Source organism: Streptomyces sp. NPDC048441, assembly GCF_043200235.1.
Taxonomy (GTDB): domain Bacteria; phylum Actinomycetota; class Actinomycetes; order Streptomycetales; family Streptomycetaceae; genus Streptomyces.
The window spans coordinates 216,342-243,007 of record NZ_JBICXM010000005.1; the positions used below are offsets into that span (position 1 = coordinate 216,342).

A 26,666-nucleotide genomic window follows, 5' to 3' on the forward strand; every position below is an offset into this window, starting at 1 on the left:
GGGTGACATGCGTGGGGACGGTCGTACTCAGGCGAAGACGGCCGAGCACGGCGGTCCACGCCGTCCCACGAAGTGCACGAGCAGTCGCGTACGCGCGGCCCGCGCCTGGGGCGCGGGGCGCGGCAGGCGGCGTACGGGCCGCAGGCAGATGCCCACCGCGGCGACCGCGATGAGCAGCGGCCGGAAAGTGGAAGCGGCCACCGCCCGCAGGAGCTGGGCCAGGGCGCGCTCGCCGCGCCGCAGCCAGGCCGCCGCGAGCAGGCCGACCCCGATGTGCGCGCCGAGCAGCAGCCAGGCGGCGCCCGGCTCAGCGTCGGCGAGCAGCACGGCGGCGCGGTGCCCCTCGCCGCCGGTCATCCGGGCCAGCGGGGTGCCGACGCTGCCGCCGCCGCACAGCACGTCGAAGCCGACGGAGCGCAGCGGGCCCGCGACGGGGCCGCCCGCCTGGCCGTAACAGACGTGCTGCCCCGCGGTGAAGACCGTGTCGGCGGCCAGTTCCAGCGGGATCAGGAGGGCGGCGATCCGGCCGTAGCCACGCTCGCGCCCCGCCAGTGCATAGGCGATGACGAAGACCGCCGCGGCGAGCACGGCGACGGTGGCCAGCGGCAGCGGCGCACGGGACAGCAGGACGTGCGACGCGGCGGAGAGCGTCACGACGAGCGCCGTGAAGAGCGCCGCGCGCACGGTTCTGAGCTGGGTCCCGGATATGTCCATCGCGCAGCCGAGTGTGCCACGTGCTCCTGTAAGGCAGCCCTAAAGGGTGCCTATGAGTTATGCGTGAGTTACGCGTGAGCTACGCGCTGGCGTGCAGACCCGGAATCCGGCCGTTACGGAACAGGTCGACGAAGATCTGGTGGTCCCTGCGGGCGCGTGCGCCGTACTCGTGCGCGAAGTCCACGAGCAGGTCACCGAAGCCCTCTTCGTCGGCCGCGATGGCGGCGTCGATCGCCCGCTCCGTGGAGAACGGCACCAGGTCGGAGTGACCGCTCTCGTCGTCCGCCGCGGAGTGCATCGTGGCCGTGGCGCGGCCCAGGTCGGCGACGACCGCGGCGATCTCGTCCAGGTCGTCGATGTCCGACCAGTCCAGGTCCACGGCGTACGGAGAGACCTCGGCGACCAGCTGCCCAGCGCCGTCCAGCTCGGTCCAGCCGAGCCACGGGTCGGCGTGCGCCTGGAGTGCGCGCTGCGAGATGACCGTGCGGTGGCCCTCGTGCTGGAAGTAGTCACGGACCGCGCTGTCGGTGATGTGCCGCGAGACGGCCGGGGTCTGGGCCTGCTTGAGGTAGATCACGACGTCGTTCTCCAGGGCGTCGCTGTTGCCCTCAAGGAGGATGTTGTACGACGGCAGGCCCGCGGAGCCGATGCCGATGCCGCGGCGCCCGACGACGTCCTTCACGCGGTACGAGTCGGGGCGGGTGAGGGAGGACTCGGGCAGCGTCTCCAGATAGCCGTCGAAGGCGGCGAGCACCTTGTAGCGCGTGGCCGCGTCGAGCTCGATCGAGCCGCCGCCCGAAGCGAAGCGCCGCTCGAAGTCGCGGATCTCCGTCATCGACTCCAGGAGCCCGAAGCGGGTCAGCGAGCGGGCGTCACGCAGCGCGTCCAGGAGCGGACCCTGGGCGGTGTCCAGCGTGAACGGCGGCACCTCGTCGCTCTTGGCGCCGGTCGCGAGGTCGTGGATCCGCTCGCGGTACGCCGCTGCGTAGACTCGCACCAGGTCGGTGATCTGCTCGTCGCTGAGCGCCTTCGTGTACCCGATCAGGGCCACGGAGGCGGCGAAGCGCTTGAGGTCCCAGGTGAAGGGCCCGACATACGCCTCGTCGAAGTCGTTCACGTTGAAGATCAGGCGGCCCTGGGCGTCCATGTACGTGCCGAAGTTCTCCGCATGCAGGTCGCCGTGGATCCACACCTGTCCCGTGCGATCGTCCAGGTAAGGACCGCCGTGCTGCTCGCGCTCCAGGTCCGCGTAGAACAGGCAGGCCGTGCCGCGGTAGAACGCGAAGGCGGAGGCCGCCATCTTCCGGAACTTCACCCGAAACGCCGCCGGGTCCGCGGCGAGCAGCTCGCCGAACGCGGTGTCGAAGACGGAGAGGATCTGCTCGCCGCGCTGCTCAGCGGTGGGCTGCGGGTCCGACATCGCGGGGTGCCTCCAGGTACAGGTGGTGCCAGGTGGTGCATGACATTTTGGACAGGTGTTCCGACCTGTCCAACGCACGACGGTACCCCCGAGTGCCCGCCCGCCCGTCACCCGACCACCACCCCTCATCGAGACGCTTCGCGTCGCCGTATCAGTCCTCGATGTCAGTGCTCCGGATTAGACTTCCACGCTGTCCCCCCAGACTGCCCGCAGCCTGTCGCCAACCGTTCTCCGGAGGCCTCCCGCCGTGACCAAGCCGCCCTTTACGCACCTCCACGTCCACACCCAGTACTCGCTGCTGGACGGTGCCGCGCGGCTGAAGGACATGTTCGATGCCTGTAATGAGATGGGCATGTCGCATATCGCCATGTCCGACCACGGCAACCTCCACGGGGCGTACGACTTCTTCCACTCCGCGCAGAAGGCGGGCGTGACGCCGATCATCGGCATCGAGGCGTATGTGGCCCCGGAGTCCCGGCGAAACAAGCGGAAGATCAAGTGGGGTCAGCCGCACCAGAAGCGCGATGACGTGTCCGGTTCGGGTGGTTACACCCACAAGACGATCTGGGCGTCGAACAGCACCGGCCTGCACAACCTCTTCAAGCTGTCCTCGGACGCGTATGCGGAGGGCTGGCTCCAGAAGTGGCCGCGCATGGACAAGGAGACGATCTCCCAGTGGTCGGAGGGCCTGATCGCCTCCACCGGCTGTCCCTCCGGAGAGCTCCAGACCCGCCTGCGCCTCGGCCAGTACGAGGAGGCCCGCAAGGCGGCGGGCGAGTACCAGGACATCTTCGGCAAGGACCGCTACTTCCTGGAGCTCATGGACCACGGCATCGACATCGAGCGCCGGGTCCGTGACGACCTCCTGAAGATCGGCAAGGAGCTGGGCATCCCGCCCCTGGTCACGAACGACTCCCACTACACGTACGCCCATGAGTCGACCGCGCACGACGCCCTGCTCTGCATCCAGACCGGCAAGAACCTCTCGGACCCGGACCGGTTCCGTTTCGACGGCACCGGCTACTACCTGAAGTCCACGGACGAGATGTACGCCATCGACTCCTCGGACGCCTGGCAGCAGGGCTGCGCCAACACCCTCCTGGTCGCCGAGCAGATCGACACCACCGGGATGTTCGAGAAGCGCGACCTCATGCCCAAGTTTGAGATCCCGGACGGCTTCACCGAAGTCACCTGGTTCCAGGAGGAGGTCCGGGTCGGCATGGGCCGCCGCTACCCGGCCGGTGTCCCCGACGACCGGCAGAAGCAGGCCGAGTACGAGATGGACATCATCATCCAGATGGGGTTCCCCGGGTACTTCCTCGTGGTCGCCGACTTCATCATGTGGGCCAAGAACAACGGCATCGCGGTGGGCCCGGGGCGTGGCTCCGCGGCCGGCTCGATCGTCGCGTACGCCATGGGCATCACCGACCTGGACCCGATCACGCACGGGCTGATCTTCGAGCGGTTCCTCAACCCCGAGCGCGTCTCCATGCCCGACGTCGACATCGACTTCGACGAGCGCAGGCGCGTGGAAGTCATCCGGTATGTGACCGAGAAGTACGGCGCCGACAAGGTCGCCATGATCGGCACGTACGGAAAGATCAAGGCGAAGAACGCCATCAAGGACTCCGCGCGCGTGCTCGGATATCCGTACGCGATGGGCGACCGCCTCACCAAGGCGATGCCCGCCGACGTCCTCGGCAAGGGCATCGACCTCTCCGGCATCACCGACACCAAGCACCCGCGCTACAGCGAGGCGGGCGAGATCCGGGGGATGTACGAGAACGAGCCGGACGTCAAGAAGGTCATCGACACCGCAAAGGGTGTGGAGGGCCTGGTCCGGCAGATGGGCGTGCACGCGGCCGGCGTCATCATGTCCAGCGAGCCGATCGTCGACCACGCCCCGCTCTGGACGCGGCACACGGACGGCGTGACGATCACGCAGTGGGACTACCCCCAGTGCGAGTCGCTCGGCCTGCTCAAGATGGACTTCCTGGGCCTGCGCAACCTCACCATCATGGACGACGCCGTCAAGATGGTGCGGAACGACAAGGGCATCGACCTGGAGATGCTCGCCCTCGAACTGGACGACCCCAAGACCTTCGAACTGCTCTGCCGCGGTGACACCCTCGGCGTCTTCCAGTTCGACGGCGGCCCGATGCGCTCGCTGCTCCGCCAGATGCAGCCCGACAACTTCGAGGACATTTCCGCCGTCTCGGCCCTCTACCGGCCGGGCCCGATGGGCATGAACTCGCACATCAACTACGCGGAGCGCAAGAACGGCCGCCAGGAGATCACGCCGATCCACCCGGAGCTCGAAGAGCCCCTGAAGGAGACGCTGGGCCTCACCTACGGCCTGATCGTGTACCAGGAGCAGGTACAGAAGGCCGCGCAGATCATCGCGGGCTACTCGCTCGGCGAAGCCGACATCCTGCGCCGCGTGATGGGCAAGAAGAAGCCCGACGAGCTGGCGAAGAACTTCGTCCTCTTCCAGGAGGGCGCGAAGAAGAACGGCTTCTCCGACGCCGCGATCCAGGCCCTGTGGGACGTCCTGGTGCCCTTCGCCGGATACGCGTTCAACAAGGCGCACTCCTCGGCGTACGGCCTGGTCACCTACTGGACCGCCTACCTCAAGGCGAACTACCCCGCCGAGTACATGGCCGCGCTGCTCACCTCGGTGAAGGACGACAAGGACAAGTCGGCCATCTACCTCAACGAGTGCCGGCGCATGGGCATCAAGGTCCTTCCGCCCAATGTGAACGAGTCCGTGCACAACTTCGCCGCGCAGGGCGACGACGTGATCCTCTTCGGCCTGGAGGCCGTCCGTAACGTCGGCACGAACGTGGTCGAGTCGATCGTCCGGTCGCGCAAGGCGAAGGGGAAGTTCGCCTCGTTCCCCGACTACCTCGACAAGGTCGAGGCCGCCGCCTGCAACAAGCGGACCACGGAATCGCTGATCAAGGCGGGCGCCTTCGACACCATGGGGCACACCCGCAAGGGTCTGACCGCTCAGTACGAGCCGATGATCGACAACGTCGTGCAGGTCAAGCGCAAGGAAGCGGAAGGGCAGTTCGACCTCTTCGGAGGGGGCGACGAAGGCGGCGACGAGCCGGGCTTCGGGCTCGACGTCGAGTTCTCCACCGACGAGTGGGAGAAGACGTATCTGCTCGCCCAGGAGCGGGAGATGCTCGGTCTGTACGTCTCCGACCACCCGCTCTTCGGCCTGGAGCACGTCCTGTCCGACAAGGCCGACGCGGGCATCGGGCAACTCACCGGCGGTGACTACTCGGACGGCTCGATCGTCACCATCGGCGGCATCATCTCCGGCCTCCAGCGCAAGATGACCAAGCAGGGCAACGCCTGGGCGATCGCGACCGTCGAGGATCTCGCGGGCTCCATCGAGTGCATGTTCTTCCCGGCGACCTATCAGCTGGTGTCCACTCAACTCGTCGAGGACGCCGTGGTGTTCGTCAAGGGACGCCTCGACAAGCGCGAGGACGTGCCGCGCCTCGTCGCGATGGAGATGCAGGTCCCCGACCTGTCGAACGCGGGCACCAACGCGCCCGTACTGATCACCATCCCGACGGTGCGGGTGACCCCGCCGATGGTCAGCCGGCTCGGCGAGATCCTCAGCCACCACCGGGGCAACAGCGAGGTGCGGATCAAGCTCCAGGGGTCGCAGAAGACGACGGTGCTGCGGCTGGACCGCCACCGGGTGCAGGCGGACCCGGCGCTCTTCGGGGACCTGAAGGTGCTGCTCGGGGCGTCCTGCCTGGCCGGGTAGGTCAAGACCCGGTCCAGACCCAGCGGAAGGGGCGCACCCGGAATTCCGGGTGCGCCCCTTCACGCATATACGCCTGCGTACGCGTCAGTTGTGGCCGAAGCGACGCTGGTGCTTGCGGGCGACCTCGGCCGGGCTGCCGGGCGCCTGCGACTGCACACTGGACTGCATCCGCTCCTCGGCCTGCTCCGCGGACGACTTGGCCTGCTCCTGCGCCTGCTCCGCGGCCGAAGCGCGGTTCTGATCGCCGCCCTGCTTACGGTGCTTGTTCTTGGCCATATTGATCTTCCTCCTGAAGGAAATCTGGGGGCCAGGACGCGACCAGATTCACATATGGCGACAAGCTGCGCATTTCGTAGAATTACCGTGCGTAATAAGCCCTGTCGGCGAGTGGAGCCGAGATACGCCACGCCGAAGATCGAGTTCCGGCCGTTAACCTCCGCAGGGTCGGGCAGACTCGAAGGAAACCCGAACCATTGCTTCCAGGGAATCTCCAGGAATCTCCAGGGAAAGAGGGTGGATCGCGTGGACCGTTGCATCGTCCTGGTGGACGCCGGGTATCTGCTGGGTGCGGCCGCGAGTCTCCTCGCGGGCGAGCCGTCCCGGTCCCGGATCACCGTCGATCACACCGCCCTGATCCAGGGCATCCGTGAGCGCGCCGAATCCGACACCGAGCGCCCACTGCTCCGGATCTACTGGTTCGACGGCGCCCCCGACCGCGTCCCGCAGCCCGAACACCGCAGGCTGCGGGTCATGCCGCGGGTGACGGTCCGCCTCGGTGCCCTGACCCGGAGCGACGGGCGGTGGGCCCAGAAGGGCGTCGACGCCGCCATGCACGCCGAGCTGACGGAGCTAGCCCGCAACCGCGCCTGCTCGGACATCGTGCTCATCACCGGCGACGGGGATCTGCTGCCCGGCATGATGGCCGCCAAGGAGCACGGCGTCGCCGTACACCTGTGGGCCGTGCAGGCCGCCGACGGGGACTACAACCAGTCCGAGGACCTCGTAGCCGAGGCCGACGAGCGCCGCGTCCTGGACCGGGCCTGGATCACCAAAGCCGTACGCCCCAAGGAGCTCACCGGCGTCTGCGCGCCCCCTCCCGTGCCGCGCCCTGAGATCGCCGCGATCCTCTCCGCGCCGCTGCCGGAGTCCGCGCTCGCGGCAGGCGCCCAGCGAGCCGCCGACGAGGCCCGGCACGGACAGCACGCGGAGCACGCCGAGGCCGGGGTCAACGGCGAGGGCGGCGACACCCACCACAGCGCCCCCGGCAAGGGCGTCCCCACCCCCAAGGACCTGGCCGCCCTGCGCGGCCCTGGCACCCAGGCCGCCGCCCCGCACCCCACCAACGCCACGCTGCGGTGGTCGTCCGACAAGGGCTGGGTCGAGCGCCCCGGCGGCGCCGCCGAGAGCCCGGAGGCCGCCGCCCTGCCCACGCTCGCCCAGCTGACGACGGCCGAGCAGCGCTGGGCCGACCGCGAGGAGGACATCACCACCGTCGGCGGTGACCCCTTCGAGGTAGGGCAGGTGTTCGCACGCCGCTGGATGGCCCGACTGCCGGAACAGCACAACTTGCAGAAGCTCTCGACGATGTACCCGCGCATCCCGCACCGCGTCGACGGCGAGCTCCTGCGGTACGCGGCCCGCTTCGGCCTGCTCGCCCACAAGGACGACCAGATCGACGAACACGACCGGTATGCGATCCGGGCGGGCTTCTGGCGCGAGATCGACGTCCACACGGCGGTGGAGCACGCGCCGGTGGGAGACCGGTCCGGCGAGTGACCGAACACGTACGCAGATGACTGATACGGGGCGTACAGGGCGCCCCGGGCGCCATGACGGGCACACGACCCCGTACCCTCGTCCTTCGTGAGTACGCGCTCGGCACAGGCAGTCCGACAGGGGCTCCGACAGGGTCACGGCAGCGGTGCCGTCTGCGCGGTGCGCGACCTCGTCAAGACGTATCCCGCCGCCAAGGGCAGGCGCGGCACACCCGGCACACCCGAGGTGCGCGCCACCGACGGCATCAGCCTCGAGGTCCGACGCGGCGAGATCTTCGGCCTGCTCGGGCCCAACGGCGCCGGCAAGTCCACCCTCGTACGCCAGCTGACCGGCCTGATGCGGCCCGACAGCGGGAGCGTCGAGATCCTCGGGCACGACATCCTGCGCCACCCCGAGCGGGCCGCGCGGATCCTCGCCTATCTGGGCCAGGAGTCCACCGCGCTCGACGAACTGACCGTCTCCCTCGCCGTCGAGACGACCGCGCGGCTGCGCGGCCTCGATGTGCGGGTGGCGCGGGCCGAGCGGGACGCCGTACTAGAAGAACTCGCGCTCACCTCTCTCGCCTCGCGCCCGCTGAAGAAGCTCTCCGGCGGTCAGCGCAGGCTCGCCTGCTTCGCCACCGCCCTGGTGGGGGAGCGGCCGCTGCTCGTCCTCGACGAGCCGACGACCGGCATGGACCCCATCGCGCGGCGCGCGGTGTGGGGCGCGGTCGACCGGCGCAGGGCAGAGCGCGGGACGACGGTGCTGCTCGTCACCCACAACGTCATCGAGGCCGAGACGGTCCTCGACCGCGTCGCCGTCCTCGACCACGGCAAGGTCATCGCCTGCGACACCCCGCTGGGTCTCAAGGAGCAGGTCGCGGGCGAGGTGCGGGTGGAGCTCGTCTGGCGGGAGCGGGCGCCGCTTGACGTCCCCGAGGTCGCCGCGCTGCGCTCGTCCGCGGTGGAGTCCGGGCGGCGGTGGTCCTTGCGGCTCGCCCCGGACGAGGCGCGGGCCGCTGTCGCCGCGGTCACCGGCGGGGCCGCCTTCGCTTCGCTGGATGACTTCACCTTGGCCACGCCGAGCTTGGAGGACGTGTATCTGGCCCTGGGCGGGAACGGGGAAGGGCTGGTGAAGGCGTGACCTTCGCCGGGTGGATGAAAAGCAACAGGAGGGTCGTTCGGTGAGTGCCGTTCCCCTGGAAGCCGCTGTGCGGGCCGACGACATTGAGCGGCAGCCCGACGCCGCCGCGCCCCTGGGCCCCCGCGCGCGGCTGTTTCCCGCGCTCGCGGCCGTCTACCGGGCCCAGCTGTCCCGGGCGCGCGTCGCGCGGATTCCGCTGCTCTTCGTGGCGACCTTCCAGTCCGTCGGGATCATGATCCTGATGCGGGGTGTCGTCGACGGGGGCGATGAGGCGCGTGCCGTCGTCGCCGGGTCCTCCGTGCTCGTCGTCGCGTTCGTCGCGCTCAACCTGCTCGCGCAGTACTTCGGGCAGCTGCGGTCCGACGGCGGCCTCGACCACTACGCCACCCTGCCGGTGCCGCCCGCCTCCGTGGTCCTCGGTGCCGCGGCCGCCTACGCCTCGTTCACCGCGCCCGGCACGCTCGTCACCGCGGTCGTCGGGTGCGGCCTCTTCGGGCTTCCGATGGCGAATCTCTGGGTGCTCGCCGCAGTGATCCCGCTGGCCGGTGCCGCGCTCGCGGGGCTCGGCGCGGCCCTCGGGCTGCTCGCACCCCGGCCCGAACTGGCCACCCTGCTCGGCCAGTTGGGCATGTCCGCCGCGCTCCTGCTCGGCGTGCTTCCGGCCGAGCGGATGCCTGACTTCCTGCAGTACGCGCGTGACCTGCTGCCCTCGACGTACGGCGTCGAGGCGTTCGCCCGTACCTTCGGGCCGCATCCGGACTGGGCGGCCGTGGCGCTCGACCTCGCGGTCTGCGCGGGGGTCGGCGTCGCCTCGCTGGCGGTCGCCACGTGGGCGTACCGCCGTGCGGCCGTGCGATGAAGCCGTCCTTCGCTGTGCGGTGAAGCGGTCCTCAGTCAGTACTGGCACCATGTGTGGGTGACTGCACCGCTGACGCCCTCCCAGCCGCCCCACGACCAGCCCTCGCACGACCCCTGGCAGCAAGCCGCTCAGCCGTCCGGCGCCGTTCCCCCGCCGGCGTACGAGGAGGACGGTCCCGGCATGAAGACCGAAGTGCGGCAGGCCGCGGTGATCGCGGTCGCGGTGGCTGTCAGTGGCGTACTGCTCGGCCTGCTGTGGCTGTGGTTCGCGCCGCATGTGCCGTTGATCGCGGACAGCGGTGCGGTGTACCTCAAGGACACCGAGGGGGAGCAGGCGGTCGGGGTCGACGGAACGTTCACTCTGCTCGCGCTCGTGTTCGGAGTGGTCAGTGGGATCGTCGTCTTCCTGCTGCGCAAGAAGGGCGGGATTCCGCTGGTCGTCGGGCTGACGGCCGGCGGCCTTCTGGGGGCGGTGCTCGGGTGGCGCCTGGGAATCCTCTTCGGCCCCGAGACCGATGTGGTCGCCCATGCGAAGGCCGTGGGCAAGGGTGTGGTCTTCGACGCGCCCCTGGAGCTCAAGGCCAAGGGCGCGCTCCTCGCCTGGCCGGTGGCGGCGCTGCTCGTGCATCTCGGGCTCACCGGGCTCTTCGGGCCGCGGGACCCCGAGCCCTACCCGCTCGCCTACGGGGAGCCCGAGCGGCCCGAGTCCGCGGGGGCGTGAATCCGTGAATCCGTGCGGGCGGCTACGCCGGGCGCCTGCCGTGGTTCGCTTTGCCCTTCTTGACCCGCCACTTCCGCTTACGTGTCTTCTTTGACATGGGGTTGGTACTAGTCGAGGACCCCGGCCGCGTCGAGGGTCTATTCACGCCCGATCGGGGCCAGCGCCGCACCCGTGAGGCTCACCAGGTCGGCCGGGGCCAGTTCGACCTCCAGGCCACGGCGGCCCGCCGAGACGCAGATCGTGGCGTGGGCCGACGCCGAGTCGTCGAGGACCGTGCGGAGCTTCTTGCGCTGGCCGAGCGGGGAGATTCCGCCTCGCACGTACCCCGTGGTGCGCTCGGCCGCCGCCGGGTCCGCCATCACCGCGCGCTTGCCGGAGACCGCCGTGGCCAGGGCCTTCAGGTCCAGCGTGCCCGCCACGGGGACCACGGCCACGGTCAGTTCGCCGTCGACCTCCGCGACGAGGGTCTTGAAGACCCGCTCGGGGGAGACGCCCATCGCTTGTGCCGCCTCCTCGCCGTACGAGGGGTGCGCGGGGTCGTGTTCGTAGGCGTGGACCGTGTAGTCGGCACCCGCCGCGGTGAGGGCGACCGTCGCGGGGGTGCCGCCCGTACCCGACTGCTTCTTCTGCTTCTTCGCCACAGCGCAAGCGCCTTACGTCAGTTGAGTCACGTCAGTTGAGGCTTGTGGTGCCGCGCGTGAGGTCCGTCGCGGGCAACGACGGCAGATTACGGATGATCGCCGTCTCGGCGCGAAGGAGTTTCAGCTCTTCGTGCAGCCGCGACGCCGTGTCCGGCGCCTCCAGGAGCCGCTGCTTCGTGGGGGTGTCGAGGACCGCGGCCGCCGCGACCAGATACGACACCACGGACGGGTCGTCCGGCAGCTCGGCGCCCGTGGAGAGGGACCGCTCGCGCGCCCCCGCGAGCCGCTTCTGATAGGCGCGGAACGCCCGCAGGACGCCCGACGACAGCGTGCCCGCCTCCTCGCCCGGCTCCTCGGGCAGTTCCTCGACCTCCGCGGTCAGGAAGGCGCCCGACGCGTCCACCGAATGCAGGCGTACGCGTGAGGTGCCCGTGGCGAGGACCTCGAAGCCGCCGTCGGCGCGCTCCCGGATCGTCGCCGCGTCCGCCACGCAGCCCACCGCGTGGAAGGCCTTGAGCGGGTCGTCGCCGAAGCCGGCGGTCGGCCCCTGCTCGGGCTGAGAGGTGGGGTCGGGGAGGCCCGGAGCGCTCGGCGCCACCTCGAGGCCGTCGCGGATCGCGACGACCGCGAAGAGGCGCTGCTCCTCGTCGGGAGTCTTGAGCAGGTCGCGCATCATGGCGCGATAACGCTCCTCGAACACGTTCAGCGGGAGTACGAGTCCCGGGAACAGCACCGAGTTGAGCGGGAAGAGCGGAAGCCGGACGGTGGTCACGAGCCTCAAGCCTAATGGGCGCCGGAGCGCGGACGTCCGCGACCGCCTCCCAGCGGGGTCGTGGACGCCACCTCGATGCGCACGCCGTCGCGCAGCTCGAGGAACTGGCCGAGCGGATCGTCGGCCATGCGGTCCCAGGGGAAGGACGTCGCGTAGGGGCCGATGAGGCGCAGTTGTCCGAGGGCGTCGCTCCAGCGCTCCAGGCGCACCAGGACGTACGTGAGGAGGTTGCGGACCTCAGCGGGCCAGGGATCCCCGGCCGCGTACTCCTGGGACAGGGCGATCCCGAGGTCGGCGGCGGCGTCCAGGCGCTCGCGCGGCACGCTCCCCGACGCGCTCGTCAGGTAGGCGAAGGCGGCCCGCGCGGGCAGCGCCTGGATCAGCGATCCCGGCAGCGCGTCCCGCGCGGCGCGCTCGGCGAAGTCGAAGCACTGGCGGTGCGAGCCGTACCAGGCGGCCGAGAGGTACTGGAGAGCCGACGCGTGGCAGCCGTAGTGGTGCGACGAGCGGTGCACCGCCTCGGCCCAGATCTCGTCGAAGGCCGTCTGCGGGGCGTGGGTGCCGCGCGCGTGGTCCAGGGCGATCCGCCACGGCACGGGGTCGCGCGGGTCGGCCTCCGCAGCGGCGGTGAGCAGGGGAGCACTCTCGCGCAGGAGCTCGGCGCGGGCGGGCGACTCCCAGCCGCGTACGACGGCGAGTTCGGCCTTGACGAGCTGCGCGTCCGGGTCGTGCGGGGCGGCGGCCTGCCAGTTCTCGAACCACTCGGAGCGGGAGCGGGCGAAGGTGGCGAGGCGCGTCGTGTAGCGGTCGCGGTTCTCCCACTCGTTGCCCTCGCGGGTGGTGGCGAGCAGTTTGGCCGCGGGGTCGTAGTCGCCGCGGCCCGCGGCGACCAGGGCGGGGCCGAGCCGGTCGTCGGGCACGTCGAGGAGCACGTCGTCGTCGGGGGTCAGGTCGGCCGCCAGGAGCGGGGTGTTCCTGACCATCCGTGCGGTGCGGATCATGGCGCGCAGGAGTGGCATGGTGTTCATATTGAAAACCGCAGGTGGGGGCAGTGCCAGGGGGTAGCCGGTGAAGCTTTTGCATCGGTCGTTCGGTTGCCTGGGGCTCGGTCAAGAGCAGGCAAAACATCCACCCCCGGGGGTCGCCTCAGCCCTCTTCAGTTCCTCCGCAGCAGCCGCGTCGCACCCGCCGCGACCGTCGTCGCCAGGACCCAGCCGAGCAGGATGAGGATCGCCGAGAACCACTGCCAGCCGCCGTTCAACTGCCAGTAGCTGTCCTGGCCGAGGTTGATGACCGGGAGCAGCAGGTCGAGGGAGAAGAGCGCGGGGTTCCAGTTCGGGTGCTCGCCCGGTTTGATCGCCGGATGGTCGGCGTGGGTGAAGGCCACCGCGCTCGCCGCCCAGAGCACCGCCATCCACAGGGCGGCCCGGCCTGGCCGGTAGCCGTAGGCCACCGTCCAGTCCTGCGCGAAGCCCCAGAGTTTCGCCGCGAGCGGCAGCGTCTCGCGACGTCGGCGCTGCTTGGCGAGCAGCACCTCGCGGGCGTCGGCGTCCTCGCCGCCGTCACGCAGGACGGTGGCCAGCCTCTCGTACGGCTCCGGGCTGTACTCGGCGGTCGCGGCCGCCACCCAGCTCAGCCGCCGGGAGAGCGGGAAACTGCCCTGCGGGACGAGGGTCTCGTAACTGAAGCCGCCCATCTGGAGCCCGCCGGGGCCCGGCCAGCTCGTCGCCCTGTCGATCAGGGTGACCACCTTCGCTCCGGAAAGGACGATCTTCCCGCGCTGCGGCGCCTCGCCGAGGAAGCGCAGCTCGGGGGTCTGGACGCGGCGGAGCGACACCTCCTGCTCGTTCTCCAGGGTGAAGCGGGCCTGCGCCATGTCCACGGCGTCCCCGAACCGCCCGTCGTCGAGCCGGATGCCGCCCTGGCACTCGAAGCGCTGGACGCGGGTGCCGCGCGGGGGCGTCATGCCGCTGCTCATGGGGGCATCGCCAAGGGCGGACGGCGTCATGTAGAGCGTGCGCTCCACGGTCATCTGCGGGGCGTTGAGCGCGCGGGGGCCGTACGGATTGGCGAGCTTGCTGCCGCGCAGGCTGAAGGAGACGCCGATCTTCGCGCCGCGCAGGCTCAGCTGGCCGTGCGACTCCATCATGTCGGCCTGTAGGTCCTGCCCGACCGAGAGCCCGTCGGCCATGATCGAGTACCCGCGCCGGTCGCGGTAGACCACGGCCTGGCTGATCAGCAGGTCGGTGCCGATCTGTGCGTCCGTGAGCCGCATTCCGTTGTGGATCCGGCAGCGCGGCAGATGCAGATCGCCCTCCGTGTGCACGCGGGCCGCCTCCACGCGCGGGATCGAGCAGTTGACGATGCGCAGCGTGGTGAACTTGGCCTCCGGGATCAGCACTTCCTTCTCGAAGCGGCAGTGCTTCAGCTCGGCGTAGGGCAGGACCTCGCCGCCCGCCAGATCGAGCACGTCCGTGATCTGGAGACCGGAGAGCTTCAGCGACGAGACCCGGCCGGAGAGCGCGGGCGGCCCCTCGAGGAGCAGCCAGCACACGATGCGCGCGCGCACGCTGCGTTCCGGGCCCCAGGGGTGGCCGCCGTGCGGATCGTCCGCCATCGCGTCCCCCGACCGGAGGTCGTAGACGCTGCCGTTGCGGAATGCCTGCCACATGCCGATCTCGGCGGCTGTCAGTCCGTCCGGCGGGTCCCCGATGCCGGTGTCGTCCACCACTGCTGTTGTCCTCCCCGTACCGCACGATGCGTCCGCGCCTCGTACACCTGTTCATGCCCGCTCGGTGACGGGCTGAACGCTAGTGGTGAACGTGATCTCCCGGGATCTATATCAGCCACTGATACGGGCCTCCGACCGAGAATGACGGTCTGAGAGAATTGGCCATGTGATCTCCCGAATCGACCTGCGCGGCGACGCCCTCCCCGAGGGCCCCGCCCTGCGCGCCCTGCTGCCCCGTGCCGACTTCGACGTCGCGGCCGCCCTGGAGAGGGTGCGGCCCATCTGCGAGGCCGTGCATCATCGTGGCGATGCGGCGCTGATCGATTACGCGGAAAAGTTCGACGGAGTACAGCTGGCTCGGGTCCGTGTCCCCGCAACCGCCATCGCCGATGCCCTGACCGGCCTCGACCCGCTCGTGCGCGAGGCCCTCGAGGAGTCGATCCGGCGCGCCCGCATCGTCCACCGCGAGCAGCGCCGCGCCCCGCACACCACGCAGGTCGTGCCCGGCGGCACGGTCACCGAGAAGTGGGTTCCGGTCGAGCGCGTAGGCCTCTACGCACCGGGCGGCCGCTCCGTCTACCCGTCCTCCGTGATCATGAACGCGGTCCCGGCGCAGGAGGCGGGCGTGGAGTCGATGGCGCTCGCGTCCCCGCCGCAGAAGGATTTTGACGGGCTTCCGCACCCCACGATCCTCGCCGCCTGCGCCCTCCTCGGCATCGACGAGGTGTACGCGGTCGGCGGCGCCCAGGCCGTCGCGATGTTCGCGTACGGCACCGAGACCTGCGCCCCGGCCAACATGGTCACCGGACCCGGCAACATCTGGGTCGCCGCCGCCAAGCGCTACTTCACGGGACGCATCGGCATCGACACCGAAGCCGGGCCGACCGAGATCGCGGTCCTCGCCGACGACACGGCCGACGCGGTGCACGTCGCATCCGACCTGATCAGCCAGGCCGAGCACGACCCGCTCGCCGCCGCCGTCCTGGTCACCGACTCCGTGGCCCTGGCCGACGCCGTCGTCAAGGAACTGGAGCCGCAGGTCGCGGCGACCAAGCACGTCGAGGACCGGATCGTCCCCGCCCTGGCGGGCCGCCAGTCCGCGATCGTCCTGGTCGACGGCCTGGAGGAGGGCCTGCGCGTCGTCGACGCGTACGGCGCCGAGCACCTGGAGATCCAGACCGCGGACGCCGCCGCGGTCGCCGAACGCGTGAAGAACGCGGGCGCGATCTTCGTGGGCCCCTGGGCCCCCGTCTCGCTCGGCGACTACTGCGCGGGCTCCAACCATGTCCTTCCGACGGGCGGTTGCGCCTGCCACTCCTCGGGGCTCAGCGTCCAGTCCTTCCTGCGCGGCATCCACATCGTCGACTACACGCGCGACGCACTCGCCGACGTAGCCCGGCACGTGGTGACGCTCGCCGAGGCGGAGGACCTGCCCGCGCACGGTGCGGCGGTCAAGGCGCGTTTTGCCGAAGGCGAACAAAACTGGCACAGCGAGTGGAAGGTGCCGGAGAGCAAGTGACCCACATCGACGATCTTCCTGTACGCGACGAACTGCGCGGCAAGTCCCCCTACGGCGCGCCCCAGCTCGACGTCCCCGTACGCCTGAACACGAACGAGAACCCCTACCCCGTCCCCGAACCGCTCGTCGAGCGCATCGCCGAGCGCGTGCGCGAGGTCGCCCGCGACCTCAACCGCTACCCCGACCGTGACGCCGTCGAGCTCCGCACCGAGCTCGCCCGCTACCTCACGAACACCGGCGGCCACGAGGTCACCCTCGCCAACGTCTGGGCGGCGAACGGCTCGAACGAGGTCATCCAGCAGCTCCTGCAGACCTTCGGCGGGCCCGGACGCACCGCCATCGGTTTCGAGCCCTCGTACTCGATGCACGGCCTCATCGCGCGCGGCACCGGCACGGGCTGGATCTCGGGTCCCCGCCGCGCGGACTTCACGATCGACGCCGACGCGGCGGCGCGGGCCATCGCCGAGAACGAGCCGGACGTCGTCTTCATCACGACGCCCAACAACCCGACGGGGAACGCCGTCTCGGCCGAGACCGTCCTCGCGCTCTACGAAGCCGCGCAGGCCGCCAAGCCCTCGATGGTCGTGGTCGACGAGGCGTACGTCGAGTTCAGTCACGGCGGCTCGCTGCTCCCGCTGCTCGCGGGGCGGCCGAACCTCGTCATCTCCCGCACCATGTCGAAGGCCTTCGGAGCGGCCGGGCTCCGCCTCGGCTATCTCGCCGCCGACCCCGCGGTCGTCGACGCCGTACAGCTCGTACGCCTGCCGTACCACCTGTCGGCCGTCACCCAGGCCACCGCGCTCGCCGCCCTGGAGCACACCGACACGCTTCTGAAGTACGTCGAGCAGCTGAAGCGGGAGCGCGACCGTCTGGTGAGCGAGCTGCGTGCGATCGGCTACGAAGTGACCGACTCGGACGCCAACTTCGTCCAGTTCGGGCGATTCGAAGATGCCCACGCGGTGTGGCAGCGGATCCTCGACCGGGGCGTCCTGGTCCGGGACAACGGAGTACCGGGCTTCCTGCGGGTCTCCGCGGGAACGCCGGAAGAGAACGACGCGTTCCTCGATGCGGTACGCGAACTGAAGAAGGAGCAGCAGGCATGAGCCGCGTTGGACGGGTCGAACGGACCACGAAGGAGACGTCGGTCCTCGTCGAGATCGATCTCGACGGCACCGGCAAGGTCGAGGTGTCGACAGGCGTCGGCTTCTACGACCACATGCTCGACCAGCTCGGCCGCCACGGCCTCTTCGACCTCACGGTCAAGACCGAGGGCGACCTGCACATCGACACCCACCACACCATCGAGGACACCGCCCTCGCCCTGGGCGCCGCCTTCAAGCAGGCGCTCGGCGACAAGGTGGGCATCTACCGCTTCGGCAACTGCACGGTCCCGCTCGACGAGTCGCTCGCCCAGGTGACCGTCGACCTGAGCGGCCGCCCCTACCTCGTGCACACCGAGCCCGAGACCATGGCGCCGATGATCGGCACGTACGACACGACGATGACCCGGCACATCCTGGAGTCCTTCGTCGCGCAGGCCCAGATCGCCCTGCACGTGCACGTGCCCTACGGCCGCAACGCCCACCACATCGTGGAGTGCCAGTTCAAGGCTCTCGCCCGCGCGCTGCGCTACGCATCGGAGCGCGACCCGCGCGCCGTCGGGATCCTCCCTTCCACGAAGGGCGCGCTGTAAAGCCATGACCGGACTCAACACCATCCTGATCGTCGTCGGACTCTTCCTGATCGGCGGCATCATCTCCTTCGTCAAGCAGGGGATGCCCAAGAGCCTGATCACGCTGCTGTCCATCGGCGCGGCCATGTGCATCGTCGCGGGTGTCATGCGGCTCGACTACTGGAACTGAGGGGAGCTGATCCACGTATGACCGCTCCCAAGAAGGTCGTCGTCTTCGACTACGGCTTCGGGAACGTCCGTTCCGCCGAGCGCGCACTCGCGCGCGCGGGCGCGGAGGTCGAGATAACGCGTGACTACGACACGGCCATGAACGCCGACGGCCTCCTCGTCCCCGGTGTCGGCGCCTTCGACGCCTGCATGAGAGGGCTCAAAGAGGCGCGCGGCGACTGGATCGTGGGCCGCAGGCTCGCGGGCGGGCGCCCGGTCCTCGGCATCTGCGTCGGTATGCAGATCCTCTTCGCGCGCGGCATCGAGCACGGCGTGGAGGCCGACGGCCTCGACGAGTGGCCCGGCACCGTCGAGCCCCTCAAGGCCGACATCGTCCCGCACATGGGCTGGAACACGGTGCGGGCGCCGGACGGCTCCCAGCTGTTCGCGGGCCTCGACGCCGAAGCCCGCTACTACTTCGTGCACTCGTACGCCGTGCACCACTGGGACTTCGAGGCGGGCAACCCCGCCTTCCGCGCCCCCAAGGTCGCCTGGACCACGCACGGCGAGCCCTTCGTGGCCGCCGTCGAGAACGGCGCACTGTGGGCCACCCAGTTCCACCCCGAGAAGTCCGGCGACGCCGGCGCCCAGCTCCTCACCAACTGGATCGGAACCCTCTAGGGATGTCAGGGATTTCTGTGAGCAAGCTCGAACTCCTCCCCGCCGTCGACGTCCGCGACGGCCAGGCCGTACGCCTCGTGCACGGCGAGTCCGGATCGGAGACCTCCTACGGCTCCCCGCTGGAGGCCGCCCTCTCCTGGCAGCGGTCGGGCGCCGAGTGGCTGCACCTGGTCGACCTGGACGCCGCGTTCGGCACCGGCGACAACCGCTCGCTGATCGCCGATGTCGCCGCGGCCATGGACATCAAGGTCGAGCTCTCCGGCGGCATCCGCGACGACGCGTCCTTGGAGGCCGCGCTCGCCACCGGCTGCACGCGCGTGAACCTCGGTACGGCTGCCCTGGAGACTCCGGAGTGGGTCGCCAAGGTCATCGCGTCGCACGGCGACAAGATCGCGGTGGGCCTCGACGTACGCGGCACGACCCTGCGCGGCCGCGGCTGGACCCGCGACGGCGGCGACCTCTACGAAACCCTGGCGCGACTCGACGCCGAGGGCTGCGCCCGCTACGTCGTCACCGACATCGCCAAGGACGGCACGCTGGAGGGACCGAACCTGGAGCTCCTGCGGGGCGTCTGCGCGGCCACGGACCGCCCGGTCGTCGCTTCGGGCGGCGTCTCGTCGCTCGACGACCTGCGCGCGATCTCCGAGCTCGTCCCGCAGGGCGTCGAGGGCGCGATCGTCGGCAAGGCGCTGTACGCGAAGGCGTTCACCCTCGAAGAGGCGCTCGCCGCGGTGGCGTCGTCATGAGTGACAACGGGGACGTCGTACGCCGGGTGAGCTCGGGCGGACCGTGGGAGGAGGCCATCGGCTATTCCCGCGCCGTCGAGCTGCCCAACGGCCTTGTCCTGGTGTCGGGTTGCACGTCGGTGGTGAACGGCGTCATAGACGCGGGCACCCCGTACGAGCAGGCGGCCAACGCCTTCCACGTCGCCGTCGAGGCGCTGAAGGAGCTGGGCCTCGGCCGGGAGCACGTCGTACGCACCCGCATGTATCTGACCCACGCGCGGGACGTGGAGGAGGTCGGCCGGGCCCACAAGGAGCTCTTCGACGACGTCCGCCCCGCGGCGTCGATGCTCATCGTCTCCGGCTTCATCGACCCGAGCCTGGTCGTCGAGGTCGAGGTGGAGGCGTACCGGGGAGCTGAGACGTCATGACCCTGGCCGTACGAGTCATCCCCTGCCTGGACGTGGACAACGGCCGGGTCGTCAAGGGCGTCAACTTCCAGAATCTGCGCGATGCGGGCGACCCCGTCGAGATGGCCAAGGTGTACGACGCCGAGGGCGCCGACGAGCTCACCTTCCTGGACATCACCGCGTCGTCCGGCAACCGCGAGACGACGTACGACGTGGTCCGCCGCACCGCCGAGCAGGTCTTCATCCCGCTCACGGTGGGCGGCGGCGTCCGCACGGCCGACGACGTCGACAAGCTGCTGCGGGCGGGCGCGGACAAGGTGGGCGTGAACACGGCCGCCATCGCGCGCCCGGAGCTGATCCGGGAGATCGCGGAGCGGTTCGGGCGGCAGGTGCTCGTCCTGTCGGTCGACGCGAGGCGGACTCCGTCCGGGGGCTTCGAGGTCACCACCCACGGTGGCCGCAAGTCCGCCGGGATCGACGCCGTCGAATGGGCGCACCAGGCCGCCGAGTTGGGAGCGGGCGAGATCCTGCTCAACTCGATGGACGCGGACGGCACCAAGGACGGCTACGACATCGAGATGATCGCGGCGGTACGCCGTCACGTCACCGTCCCTGTCATCGCCTCCGGCGGCGCGGGCCGCCTGGACCACTTCCCGCCCGCGATCGCGGCGGGCGCGGACGCGGTCCTTGCGGCATCGGTCTTCCACTTCGGGGATCTGCGGATCGGCGAGGTCAAGGACACCCTTCGGGAGGCGGGCCACCCGGTTCGCTGAGCGGCACTTCGTGTCTTCGTGTCTTCGTGTCTTCGCGTAAGCCCTGGTCACCGGGTGGCCAGGGCTTTTCGCCGTCCAGTCAGGAAAGGAAACTTGCGCAATTTATATTGCGCAAGTTTCCTTTTGTATCTACGGTGAAGGCATGAACGACAAGCAGCCCAAGCCCAGCAGCGAGGCCCGCCGCATCACCGACGTCGGCACGCTCAAGGCGTTCGGGCATCCGCTGCGTCTGAAGATCTACAGCACCTTGCGGGTGGCGGGCCCGTCGACCGCGTCGCAGCTCGCCGGGCAGGTCGACGAAGCGGTTTCGCTCGTCAGCTACCACCTGCGCAAGCTCGCCGAGCACGGCCTCATCGAGGAGGCCGAGGTGCAGAGCGAGGACGCGCGGGAGCGGTGGTGGCAGGCGGCGCAGGAGACCTTGAGCTTCCGGCACGAGGACTTCAAGGACAGCCCTGAGGGGGTCGCGGCGCACGCGGCGGTCATCCGCCGCCTGATCGCGCACCGCAGGGAGCAGTACGAGACCTACCTGGACCAGCAGACGGCCTGGGGCGCCGAGTGGCGCAAGGCGGCCGACCAGTCGGACTTCCTCGCCCGCCTGAACCCCGCCGAACTCACCCGGCTCAACGCCGAGATCCACGCCCTGATCAAGACGTACGAGGAGCAGGGCAAGGCCGCGGAGGCGGCGGGCGACACGGAGGGGCGCGAGAACGTCGCCGTGCACCTGGCCAGCTTCCCCTTCCGGATCTGAGAGGGCTGCCCCACATGACCAGCACCGGCTTACGTACAGCTCCCGCCCCCGAGGAGCCCGCGCACCGGGACGGCAACGTCCTGCGCTGGCTCAGCGCCTACACGGCGTCGATGGTCGGCGACAGCATCTACTTCGTGGCCCTCTCCTGGGCCGCCACCCGAGGCGGCAGCCCCGCACAGGCCGGGCTCGTCCTCGCTGTCGGCTCCGTGCCGCGCGCCGCGCTCATGCTCGGCGGCGGTGTGATCGCCGACCGCTTCGGGCCCCGCAGGGTGGTCATCGGGAGCGACGCGGTGCGCTGCGCGGTGATCCTCGCCGTGGCCGTACTGCTCCTCATGACCGCGCCCGGGATCTGGCTCCTGGTCCTCGTCGCCCTGGTCTTCGGCGCCGTCGACGCGCTGTTCCTGCCGAGTGTCGGCGCCCTGCCGCCGCGCATCACCACGCCGGGGCAGCTCGGCCGGGTGCAGGGAATGCGGGGGTTCGCGCAGCGCGTCGCCACGGTCGCCGCCGCACCGCTCGGCGGACTCGCCGTGGCGCTGGGCGGGCCCGCGGCGGGCTTCGGTGCGGCAGGGGTGCTCTTCGCGCTCTCGCTGGTGCTGCTGATGGCCGTACGCGTCCGGGAGCTCCCCCCGGACGAGGAATCAGGGACGGGCGAAAGCCCCTGGCGCCAGCTCGTGGACGGCCTGCGATACATCCGGGGCCACCGGGTGCTCGCCCCGCTGCTCCTGGTGGCGGCCGTGATGGAGCTGGGCTTCGCAGGGCCCGCCAACATCGGTGTCGTGCTGCTCGCCGATCAGCGGGGCTGGGGAGCCGCGGGCATGGCGTGGATCGTGGGGGGCTTCGGCGTCGGAGCCGGTGCGTCGGCGCTGCTGCTCGCGGTGCGGGGGCGGATAGGGCGGGCCGGAGCCGTGCAGTCCTGGGGAGTGGTGGCGGGCTCCGTCGCGCTTGCGGCGATCGGCTTCGCACCCTCGGTCGGCGCCGCGGCGGCTGCCGGGCTCTGCGTCGGCCTGTGCACCGGGCTCGGCGGCGCGCTGATCGGCGCCATGCTGCAGACGGTCACCGAGCCCGCCTACCTGGGCCGCGTCACCTCGGTGGCGACGCTCTTCACGATGGGCATCGCCCCCATGATGTTCCCCGTGGTCGGCGCGGCGATCGGCGCCTGGGGCATCGAGCCGGTGTTCGCCACGAGCGCGGCGGTGAGCGCGGCGGGCGGGGTGCTCGGCCTCTGCTCCCGCGCCCTGCGCCGCGCCGAACTGCCGCGCTGAGGGGCTACTTGGTGGATGTGGCCCGGATCAATGCGCGGACGCGACCTGCATCAACTGCACCAGGTTCCCCACCGTGTCATCAAGCACCGCGGTGATCACAGGCCCCTGCTCCTCAGGCCCCTGCGTGAACCGCACTCCGAGGCCCACGAGCCGTTCATGCTCGGCCCGCACATCGTCGACCCCGAAGACGATGCACGGGACCCCCGCCTCGTGCAGCGCCTTGCGATAGGGCTCGGCGATGGGCCCCTCGCCCGGTTCGAGCAGCAGCTCCAGGTCCGGCTGGGCCCCCGCCGCCCCCACCGTGACGAAGACCGCCCCGCCCATCATGTCCACGTGATGCCGGGTCTCGAAGCCGAGTACGTCCGTGTAGAAGGCGTGTGCCCTCGCCACGTCATCGACGTACACACCGGTCATCGCGACCCGGATCATCAGATGCCCAGTTGCTTGGTCTCGTGCAGTTTGGCGATCGAGTCCTTGTCTCCGTCAAGATCCACGTTCGCCGCGTCCTGCCGCCCGAACGCGAACATCAGCAGCTCGGCGGGCTCCCCGGTGACCGTCACCACCGGAGTACCCCGGTGCGCCACGGCCGTCTGGCCGTCCCGGCGGCGCAGGACGAGGCCCACCGGAGCCTTGCGGCCCATGACGCGGGCCATCCGTTCGAGGCGGGACCACAGGGTGTCCGAGAAGACCGGGTCGAGCTCGCGCGGCGTCCAGTCGGGCTGGGCGCGGCGCACGTCCTCGGTGTGGACATAGAACTCGACGGCGTTCGACGCCTCGTCGATCTGCTTGAGGGAGAAGGGCGAGAAGCGCGGCGGTCCCGTCCTGATCAGCTGGATCAGTTCCTCGTACGGCTTCGCGGCGAACTCGGCCTGCACCCGTTCGAGGCGGGAGGCGAGCTGCTTGATCAGAAGCCCGCCCGCGGCATCCGCGCGGCGCTCGCGGACCACCACATGGGCCGCGAGGTCACGGGTGTTCCAGCCATCACAGAGGGTGGGCGCGTCAGGGCCTTCCGCCTCCAACAGGTCGGCGAGGAGAAGTCGTTCACGCTTTGCATGGGTCGACATACAGCCAGCCTACGACCCGGTAGCCGGTCCGCCCAGTGGACGAGGTCCTGCGGGGTGCCGGGGGCGCGGCACAATGGCCGTATGACCGCCACGCCCCCGCCAAGCAGCCTCGACCCCGAGATCGCCGCCCGCCTCAAGCGCGGCGCGGACGGACTCGTCCCGGCCATCGCCCAGCAGTACGACACCGGCGAGGTCCTGATGCTGGGCTGGATGGACGACGAGGCGCTGCACCGCACGCTCACGACCGGGCGCTGCACCTACTGGTCCCGCAGCCGTCAGGAGTACTGGGTCAAGGGCGACACGTCCGGGCACTTCCAGTACGTGAAGTCCGTGGCCCTGGACTGCGACGCGGACACCGTCCTCGTCCAGGTCGACCAGATCGGCGCCGCCTGCCACACGGGCACCCGCACCTGCTTCGACTCCGACACCCTCACGGTCTCCTTCACCGGCACCGGAGCATGATCGTCTCGCCGGGCGGTCATGGACACAGCCGCCCGCCCGCACGGCCGTAAGCTCCTCCCCATGGATCTCGAGACCTTCCGCAAGCTCGCGACCGACCGCCGAGTGATCCCCGTGAGCCGCAAGCTCCTCGCGGACGGTGACACTCCCGTCGGGCTCTACCGCAAGCTCGCAGCCGAGCGGCCCGGCACGTTCCTCCTGGAGTCCGCGGAGAACGGCCGATCATGGTCTCGCTACTCCTTCGTCGGCGTCCGCAGCGCCGCCACCCTCACCACCCGCGACGGCGAGGCCCACTGGCTCGGCACCCCGCCCGTCGGCGTCCCCACCTCCGGTGACCCGCTCGACGCCCTGCGCGCCACGGTCCAGGCCCTGCACACCCCGCACGACCTGGCGTCCGGGATGCCGCCCTTCACCGGAGGGATGGTCGGGTATCTCGGGTACGACATCGTGCGGCGCCTGGAGAAGATCGGCCCCGGCGAGCGGGACGACCTCCAGCTGCCCGAGCTGACCATGCTGCTCACCAGCGATCTCGCCGTCCTCGACCACTGGGACGGGTCCGTGCTCCTGATCGCCAACGCGATCAACCACAACGACCTGGAGACCGGGGTCGACGAGGCGCACGCCGACGCGGTCGCCCGGCTCGACGCCATGGAGGCCGACCTGTCGCGGGCCGTCTCCCAGCCCCCCGCCGCGCTGCCGCCCTCCGAGCTCCCGGAATACACCGCGCTGTGGGGCGGCGAGCAGTACCAGGAAGCCGTCGAGGACATCAAGGAGCGCATCCGCGCGGGCGAGGCCTTCCAGGTCGTCCCCTCGCAGCGCTTCGAAACCCCTTGTGACGCAAGCGCGTTGGACGTCTACCGCGTGCTGCGGGCCACCAACCCGTCGCCGTACATGTACCTCTTCCGCTTCGACGGCTTCGACGTCGTCGGGTCGTCGCCCGAAGCTCTCGTGAAGGTCGAGGACGGGCGCGCCATGGTCCACCCCATCGCGGGCACCCGGCCGCGCGGCGCGACCCCGCAGGAGGACCAGGCGCTCGCCGACGAGCTGCTCGCCGACCCCAAGGAGCGGGCCGAGCACCTGATGCTGGTCGACCTCGGCCGCAACGACCTGGGGCGGGTCTGCCGGCCAGGGTCGGTCGAGGTCGTCGACTTCATGTCCATCGAGAAGTACTCGCACGTCATGCACATCGTCTCGACGGTCACCGGACAGGTCGCCGAGGGACGCACCGCCTTCGACGTCCTCACCGCCTGTTTCCCCGCGGGCACCCTCTCCGGAGCCCCCAAGCCCCGCGCGATGCAGATCATCGACGAGCTCGAACCCTCCCGGCGCGGCATCTACGGCGGCTGCGTCGGCTACCTCGACTTCGCGGGCGACTCCGACACCGCCATCGCCATCCGCACCGCGCTGCTGCGCGGCGGCACGGCGTACGTCCAGGCGGGCGCCGGTGTCGTCGCCGACTCCGACCCCGTGGCCGAGGACACCGAGTGCCGCAACAAGGCGGCCGCGGTCCTGCGCGCCGTCCACACGGCGAACCGGCTGCGGCGCCCCGATGGACGTGAGGGATAGTGGAGGGGTGACTTCTGCCGTACCACCGCCCCGCACCCAGGCTGCCGACGCCGCCGAGCCCGAGACCCGGGCCCAGCGCACGGGCCGGCGCAGCATCGCCGTCGCCCTGTCGCTCGGGGCGGTCGGCGCGGCCCTCACCCTGCTCGCATCCCGCCAGACGTGGGCCAACGGCACCGCGACGGTGGCGGGCGGCGAGCTGCCGCTGAGCGCCACGGGCAGCGATGTCACGGGCGTGCCCGCGGCCCTCGCCATAGTGGGCCTCGCCTCGCTCGTCGCCGTCTTCGCCGTCCGCAAGGCAGGGCGGATGCTCGTCTCCCTGCTGCTCGCGCTGAGCGGCGCGGGCACCGTGGCCTCGGCGCTCCTCGCCGCCAATGACAGCGGAGCGCTCGACGAGAAGGCCGCGGAGGCCTCCGGCGACGCCGCCGCCACGATCGGTGATCTCAGCCACACCGGCTGGCCGTACGCCGCGGCAGCCGCGGGCGCGCTGATCCTGGTCGCCGGTCTGCTCGCGCTGACGTGCGGCAAGTCCTGGCCCGCGATGTCGGGGCGCTACGAACGCGACGGCGCACCCCGCCCGCGCAAGGCCGCCCCCGTGGTGGACCCGGATCGTCCCGAAGACCTGTGGAAGGCCCTCGACCGCGGCGAGGACCCGACGCGCGAGGCATGAACCCCCGACAGTCCGACACCCCGCACCCCCGGCACACACCCCGGGTGCGCGTACGGGACAATGGAGTGGTGAGCGCACCGCTCACCCCACGCATCACCACCACGCACACAGCAACGAGGAGCAAGTCATGGCGGGCAGCAGCCACGGACACACCCCGGCCGCCTGGACCGGTGCCATCATCGCCTGCATCGGTTTCTGCGTATCGGGTGCCTTCATGGTGATGGCCAATCCGCTCGGCTTCTGGGCCGGCCTGGTCGTCATCGCCGCCGGTGGACTCGTCGGCCTCGCCATGCGTGCCGCGGGCCTCGGCCAGGCGAAGCGCAGCCCGCAGCCGCAGCCGCAGGGGCAGCTCGCGCACTCCGACGTCTGAGTTCTCGCAGACCTACGTGGGAGGCCGTACCGGCAGGAGCCGGGGC

The 26,666-nt window shown here is 70.5% G+C and carries 28 protein-coding genes; 19 read left to right on the top strand and 9 right to left on the bottom strand.

The features are described 5' to 3' along the window. Positions 1–27 precede the first annotated feature (27 nt). Both ACGFSB_RS14650 and ACGFSB_RS14655 read right to left on the bottom strand, forming a co-directional pair. A complete protein-coding gene (locus ACGFSB_RS14650) occupies positions 28–714 on the bottom strand; it encodes a hypothetical protein (protein WP_393398451.1) in 687 nt (228 codons plus the stop codon). Between the two features lie 79 nt (positions 715–793). Next, on the bottom strand, positions 794–2,134 hold the full coding sequence (locus ACGFSB_RS14655) for a DUF2252 domain-containing protein (protein ID WP_393398453.1): 1,341 nt from the start codon (positions 2,132–2,134) through the stop codon (positions 794–796). Positions 2,135–2,381: 247 nt separating this feature from the next. On the opposite strand from ACGFSB_RS14655, the gene dnaE reads away from it, so the two are divergent. Beyond that, positions 2,382–5,918: a DNA polymerase III subunit alpha gene (gene dnaE / locus ACGFSB_RS14660; RefSeq protein WP_393398455.1), complete on the top strand. Its 3,537-nt coding sequence runs from the start codon at positions 2,382–2,384 to the stop codon at positions 5,916–5,918. Between the two features lie 84 nt (positions 5,919–6,002). On the opposite strand, the gene ACGFSB_RS14665 is transcribed toward dnaE, so the two are convergent. Next, positions 6,003–6,194: a hypothetical protein gene (locus ACGFSB_RS14665; protein ID WP_393398457.1), complete on the bottom strand. Its 192-nt coding sequence runs from the start codon at positions 6,192–6,194 to the stop codon at positions 6,003–6,005. Between the two features lie 246 nt (positions 6,195–6,440). On the opposite strand from ACGFSB_RS14665, the gene ACGFSB_RS14670 reads away from it, so the two are divergent. The 4 genes from ACGFSB_RS14670 to ACGFSB_RS14685 all read left to right on the top strand — a co-directional run bounded on the left by ACGFSB_RS14670 (position 6,441) and on the right by ACGFSB_RS14685 (position 10,395). Further along, positions 6,441–7,694 carry an NYN domain-containing protein gene (locus tag ACGFSB_RS14670; protein WP_393398459.1) on the top strand — a complete coding sequence of 418 codons (1,254 nt, stop codon included), beginning with the start codon at positions 6,441–6,443 and terminating at the stop codon, positions 7,692–7,694. Between the two features lie 87 nt (positions 7,695–7,781). Next, entirely contained in the window at positions 7,782–8,816 is a 1,035-nt protein-coding gene (locus tag ACGFSB_RS14675) for an ABC transporter ATP-binding protein (protein WP_393398461.1), read from the top strand. Between the two features lie 40 nt (positions 8,817–8,856). Next, on the top strand, positions 8,857–9,675 hold the full coding sequence (locus ACGFSB_RS14680) for an ABC transporter permease (RefSeq protein ID WP_393398463.1): 819 nt from the start codon (positions 8,857–8,859) through the stop codon (positions 9,673–9,675). A gap of 57 nt (positions 9,676–9,732) precedes the next feature. Next, complete coding sequence (locus ACGFSB_RS14685) at positions 9,733–10,395, top strand: DUF2567 domain-containing protein (protein WP_393398465.1); 663 nt, start codon at positions 9,733–9,735, stop codon at positions 10,393–10,395. Between the two features lie 137 nt (positions 10,396–10,532). Here the strand turns inward: ACGFSB_RS14685 and ybaK are convergent, their stop codons facing one another. From ybaK to ACGFSB_RS14705, 4 genes are all read right to left on the bottom strand, one after another. Further along, the gene (gene ybaK, locus ACGFSB_RS14690) at positions 10,533–11,036 is read right to left on the bottom strand and encodes a Cys-tRNA(Pro) deacylase (protein WP_393398467.1); all 504 of its coding nucleotides are present in this window, start codon (positions 11,034–11,036) and stop codon (positions 10,533–10,535) included. 31 nt (positions 11,037–11,067) lie between these two features. After that, a complete protein-coding gene (locus ACGFSB_RS14695) occupies positions 11,068–11,808 on the bottom strand; it encodes an LON peptidase substrate-binding domain-containing protein (RefSeq protein ID WP_393398469.1) in 741 nt (246 codons plus the stop codon). A gap of 11 nt (positions 11,809–11,819) precedes the next feature. After that, entirely contained in the window at positions 11,820–12,827 is a 1,008-nt protein-coding gene (locus tag ACGFSB_RS14700) for a hypothetical protein (RefSeq protein ID WP_393399030.1), read from the bottom strand. 137 nt (positions 12,828–12,964) lie between these two features. After that, a complete protein-coding gene (locus ACGFSB_RS14705) occupies positions 12,965–14,479 on the bottom strand; it encodes an oxidoreductase (protein WP_393399033.1) in 1,515 nt (504 codons plus the stop codon). 226 nt (positions 14,480–14,705) lie between these two features. Here ACGFSB_RS14705 and hisD point away from each other — a divergent pair, with 226 nt between their 5' ends. The 10 genes from hisD to ACGFSB_RS14755 all read left to right on the top strand — a co-directional run bounded on the left by hisD (position 14,706) and on the right by ACGFSB_RS14755 (position 22,494). Beyond that, positions 14,706–16,058 carry a histidinol dehydrogenase gene (gene hisD, locus ACGFSB_RS14710; RefSeq protein WP_393398471.1) on the top strand — a complete coding sequence of 451 codons (1,353 nt, stop codon included), beginning with the start codon at positions 14,706–14,708 and terminating at the stop codon, positions 16,056–16,058. Then, complete coding sequence (locus ACGFSB_RS14715) at positions 16,055–17,161, top strand: histidinol-phosphate transaminase (protein WP_393398473.1); 1,107 nt, start codon at positions 16,055–16,057, stop codon at positions 17,159–17,161. The genes hisD and ACGFSB_RS14715 overlap by 4 nt, the downstream gene beginning before the upstream one ends. Continuing rightward, on the top strand, positions 17,158–17,751 hold the full coding sequence (gene hisB, locus ACGFSB_RS14720) for an imidazoleglycerol-phosphate dehydratase HisB (protein WP_361045394.1): 594 nt from the start codon (positions 17,158–17,160) through the stop codon (positions 17,749–17,751). Before ACGFSB_RS14715 ends, hisB begins: the two co-directional genes overlap by 4 nt. Before the next feature lie 4 nt (positions 17,752–17,755). Continuing rightward, positions 17,756–17,920, top strand: a complete 165-nt coding sequence (locus ACGFSB_RS14725; RefSeq protein WP_202121127.1) for a hypothetical protein — start codon at positions 17,756–17,758, stop codon at positions 17,918–17,920. A gap of 17 nt (positions 17,921–17,937) precedes the next feature. Continuing rightward, positions 17,938–18,579, top strand: a complete 642-nt coding sequence (hisH, locus tag ACGFSB_RS14730) for an imidazole glycerol phosphate synthase subunit HisH (RefSeq protein ID WP_393398476.1) — start codon at positions 17,938–17,940, stop codon at positions 18,577–18,579. Positions 18,580–18,596: 17 nt separating this feature from the next. Then, complete coding sequence (gene priA, locus ACGFSB_RS14735) at positions 18,597–19,325, top strand: bifunctional 1-(5-phosphoribosyl)-5-((5-phosphoribosylamino)methylideneamino)imidazole-4-carboxamide isomerase/phosphoribosylanthranilate isomerase PriA (protein WP_393399035.1); 729 nt, start codon at positions 18,597–18,599, stop codon at positions 19,323–19,325. Further along, positions 19,322–19,732: a RidA family protein gene (locus ACGFSB_RS14740; protein WP_393398478.1), complete on the top strand. Its 411-nt coding sequence runs from the start codon at positions 19,322–19,324 to the stop codon at positions 19,730–19,732. The genes priA and ACGFSB_RS14740 overlap by 4 nt, the downstream gene beginning before the upstream one ends. Next, positions 19,729–20,484 carry an imidazole glycerol phosphate synthase subunit HisF gene (gene hisF, locus ACGFSB_RS14745; protein ID WP_393398480.1) on the top strand — a complete coding sequence of 252 codons (756 nt, stop codon included), beginning with the start codon at positions 19,729–19,731 and terminating at the stop codon, positions 20,482–20,484. The genes ACGFSB_RS14740 and hisF overlap by 4 nt, the downstream gene beginning before the upstream one ends. Positions 20,485–20,626: 142 nt before the next feature. Continuing rightward, a complete protein-coding gene (locus tag ACGFSB_RS14750; RefSeq protein ID WP_393398482.1) occupies positions 20,627–21,232 on the top strand; it encodes a helix-turn-helix domain-containing protein in 606 nt (201 codons plus the stop codon). A gap of 14 nt (positions 21,233–21,246) precedes the next feature. Continuing rightward, the gene (locus ACGFSB_RS14755; protein WP_393398484.1) at positions 21,247–22,494 is read left to right on the top strand and encodes an MFS transporter; all 1,248 of its coding nucleotides are present in this window, start codon (positions 21,247–21,249) and stop codon (positions 22,492–22,494) included. A 27-nt stretch (positions 22,495–22,521) separates the two neighbouring features. On the opposite strand, the gene ACGFSB_RS14760 is transcribed toward ACGFSB_RS14755, so the two are convergent. Continuing rightward, positions 22,522–22,923 carry a VOC family protein gene (locus tag ACGFSB_RS14760; RefSeq protein ID WP_393398486.1) on the bottom strand — a complete coding sequence of 134 codons (402 nt, stop codon included), beginning with the start codon at positions 22,921–22,923 and terminating at the stop codon, positions 22,522–22,524. Then, positions 22,923–23,558, bottom strand: a complete 636-nt coding sequence (locus ACGFSB_RS14765; protein WP_393398488.1) for a TIGR03085 family metal-binding protein — start codon at positions 23,556–23,558, stop codon at positions 22,923–22,925. The genes ACGFSB_RS14760 and ACGFSB_RS14765 overlap by 1 nt, the downstream gene beginning before the upstream one ends. 81 nt (positions 23,559–23,639) lie before the next feature. On the opposite strand from ACGFSB_RS14765, the gene hisI reads away from it, so the two are divergent. From hisI to ACGFSB_RS14785, 4 genes are all read left to right on the top strand, one after another. Beyond that, positions 23,640–24,020 carry a phosphoribosyl-AMP cyclohydrolase gene (gene hisI / locus ACGFSB_RS14770; protein ID WP_393398490.1) on the top strand — a complete coding sequence of 127 codons (381 nt, stop codon included), beginning with the start codon at positions 23,640–23,642 and terminating at the stop codon, positions 24,018–24,020. Positions 24,021–24,080: 60 nt separating this feature from the next. Further along, positions 24,081–25,583, top strand: a complete 1,503-nt coding sequence (locus tag ACGFSB_RS14775) for an anthranilate synthase component I (RefSeq protein ID WP_393398492.1) — start codon at positions 24,081–24,083, stop codon at positions 25,581–25,583. After that, positions 25,567–26,250, top strand: a complete 684-nt coding sequence (locus ACGFSB_RS14780; RefSeq protein ID WP_393398494.1) for a TIGR02234 family membrane protein — start codon at positions 25,567–25,569, stop codon at positions 26,248–26,250. Before ACGFSB_RS14775 ends, ACGFSB_RS14780 begins: the two co-directional genes overlap by 17 nt. Positions 26,251–26,377: 127 nt before the next feature. After that, positions 26,378–26,620: an HGxxPAAW family protein gene (locus ACGFSB_RS14785; RefSeq protein WP_393398496.1), complete on the top strand. Its 243-nt coding sequence runs from the start codon at positions 26,378–26,380 to the stop codon at positions 26,618–26,620. Positions 26,621–26,666 lie beyond the last annotated feature (46 nt).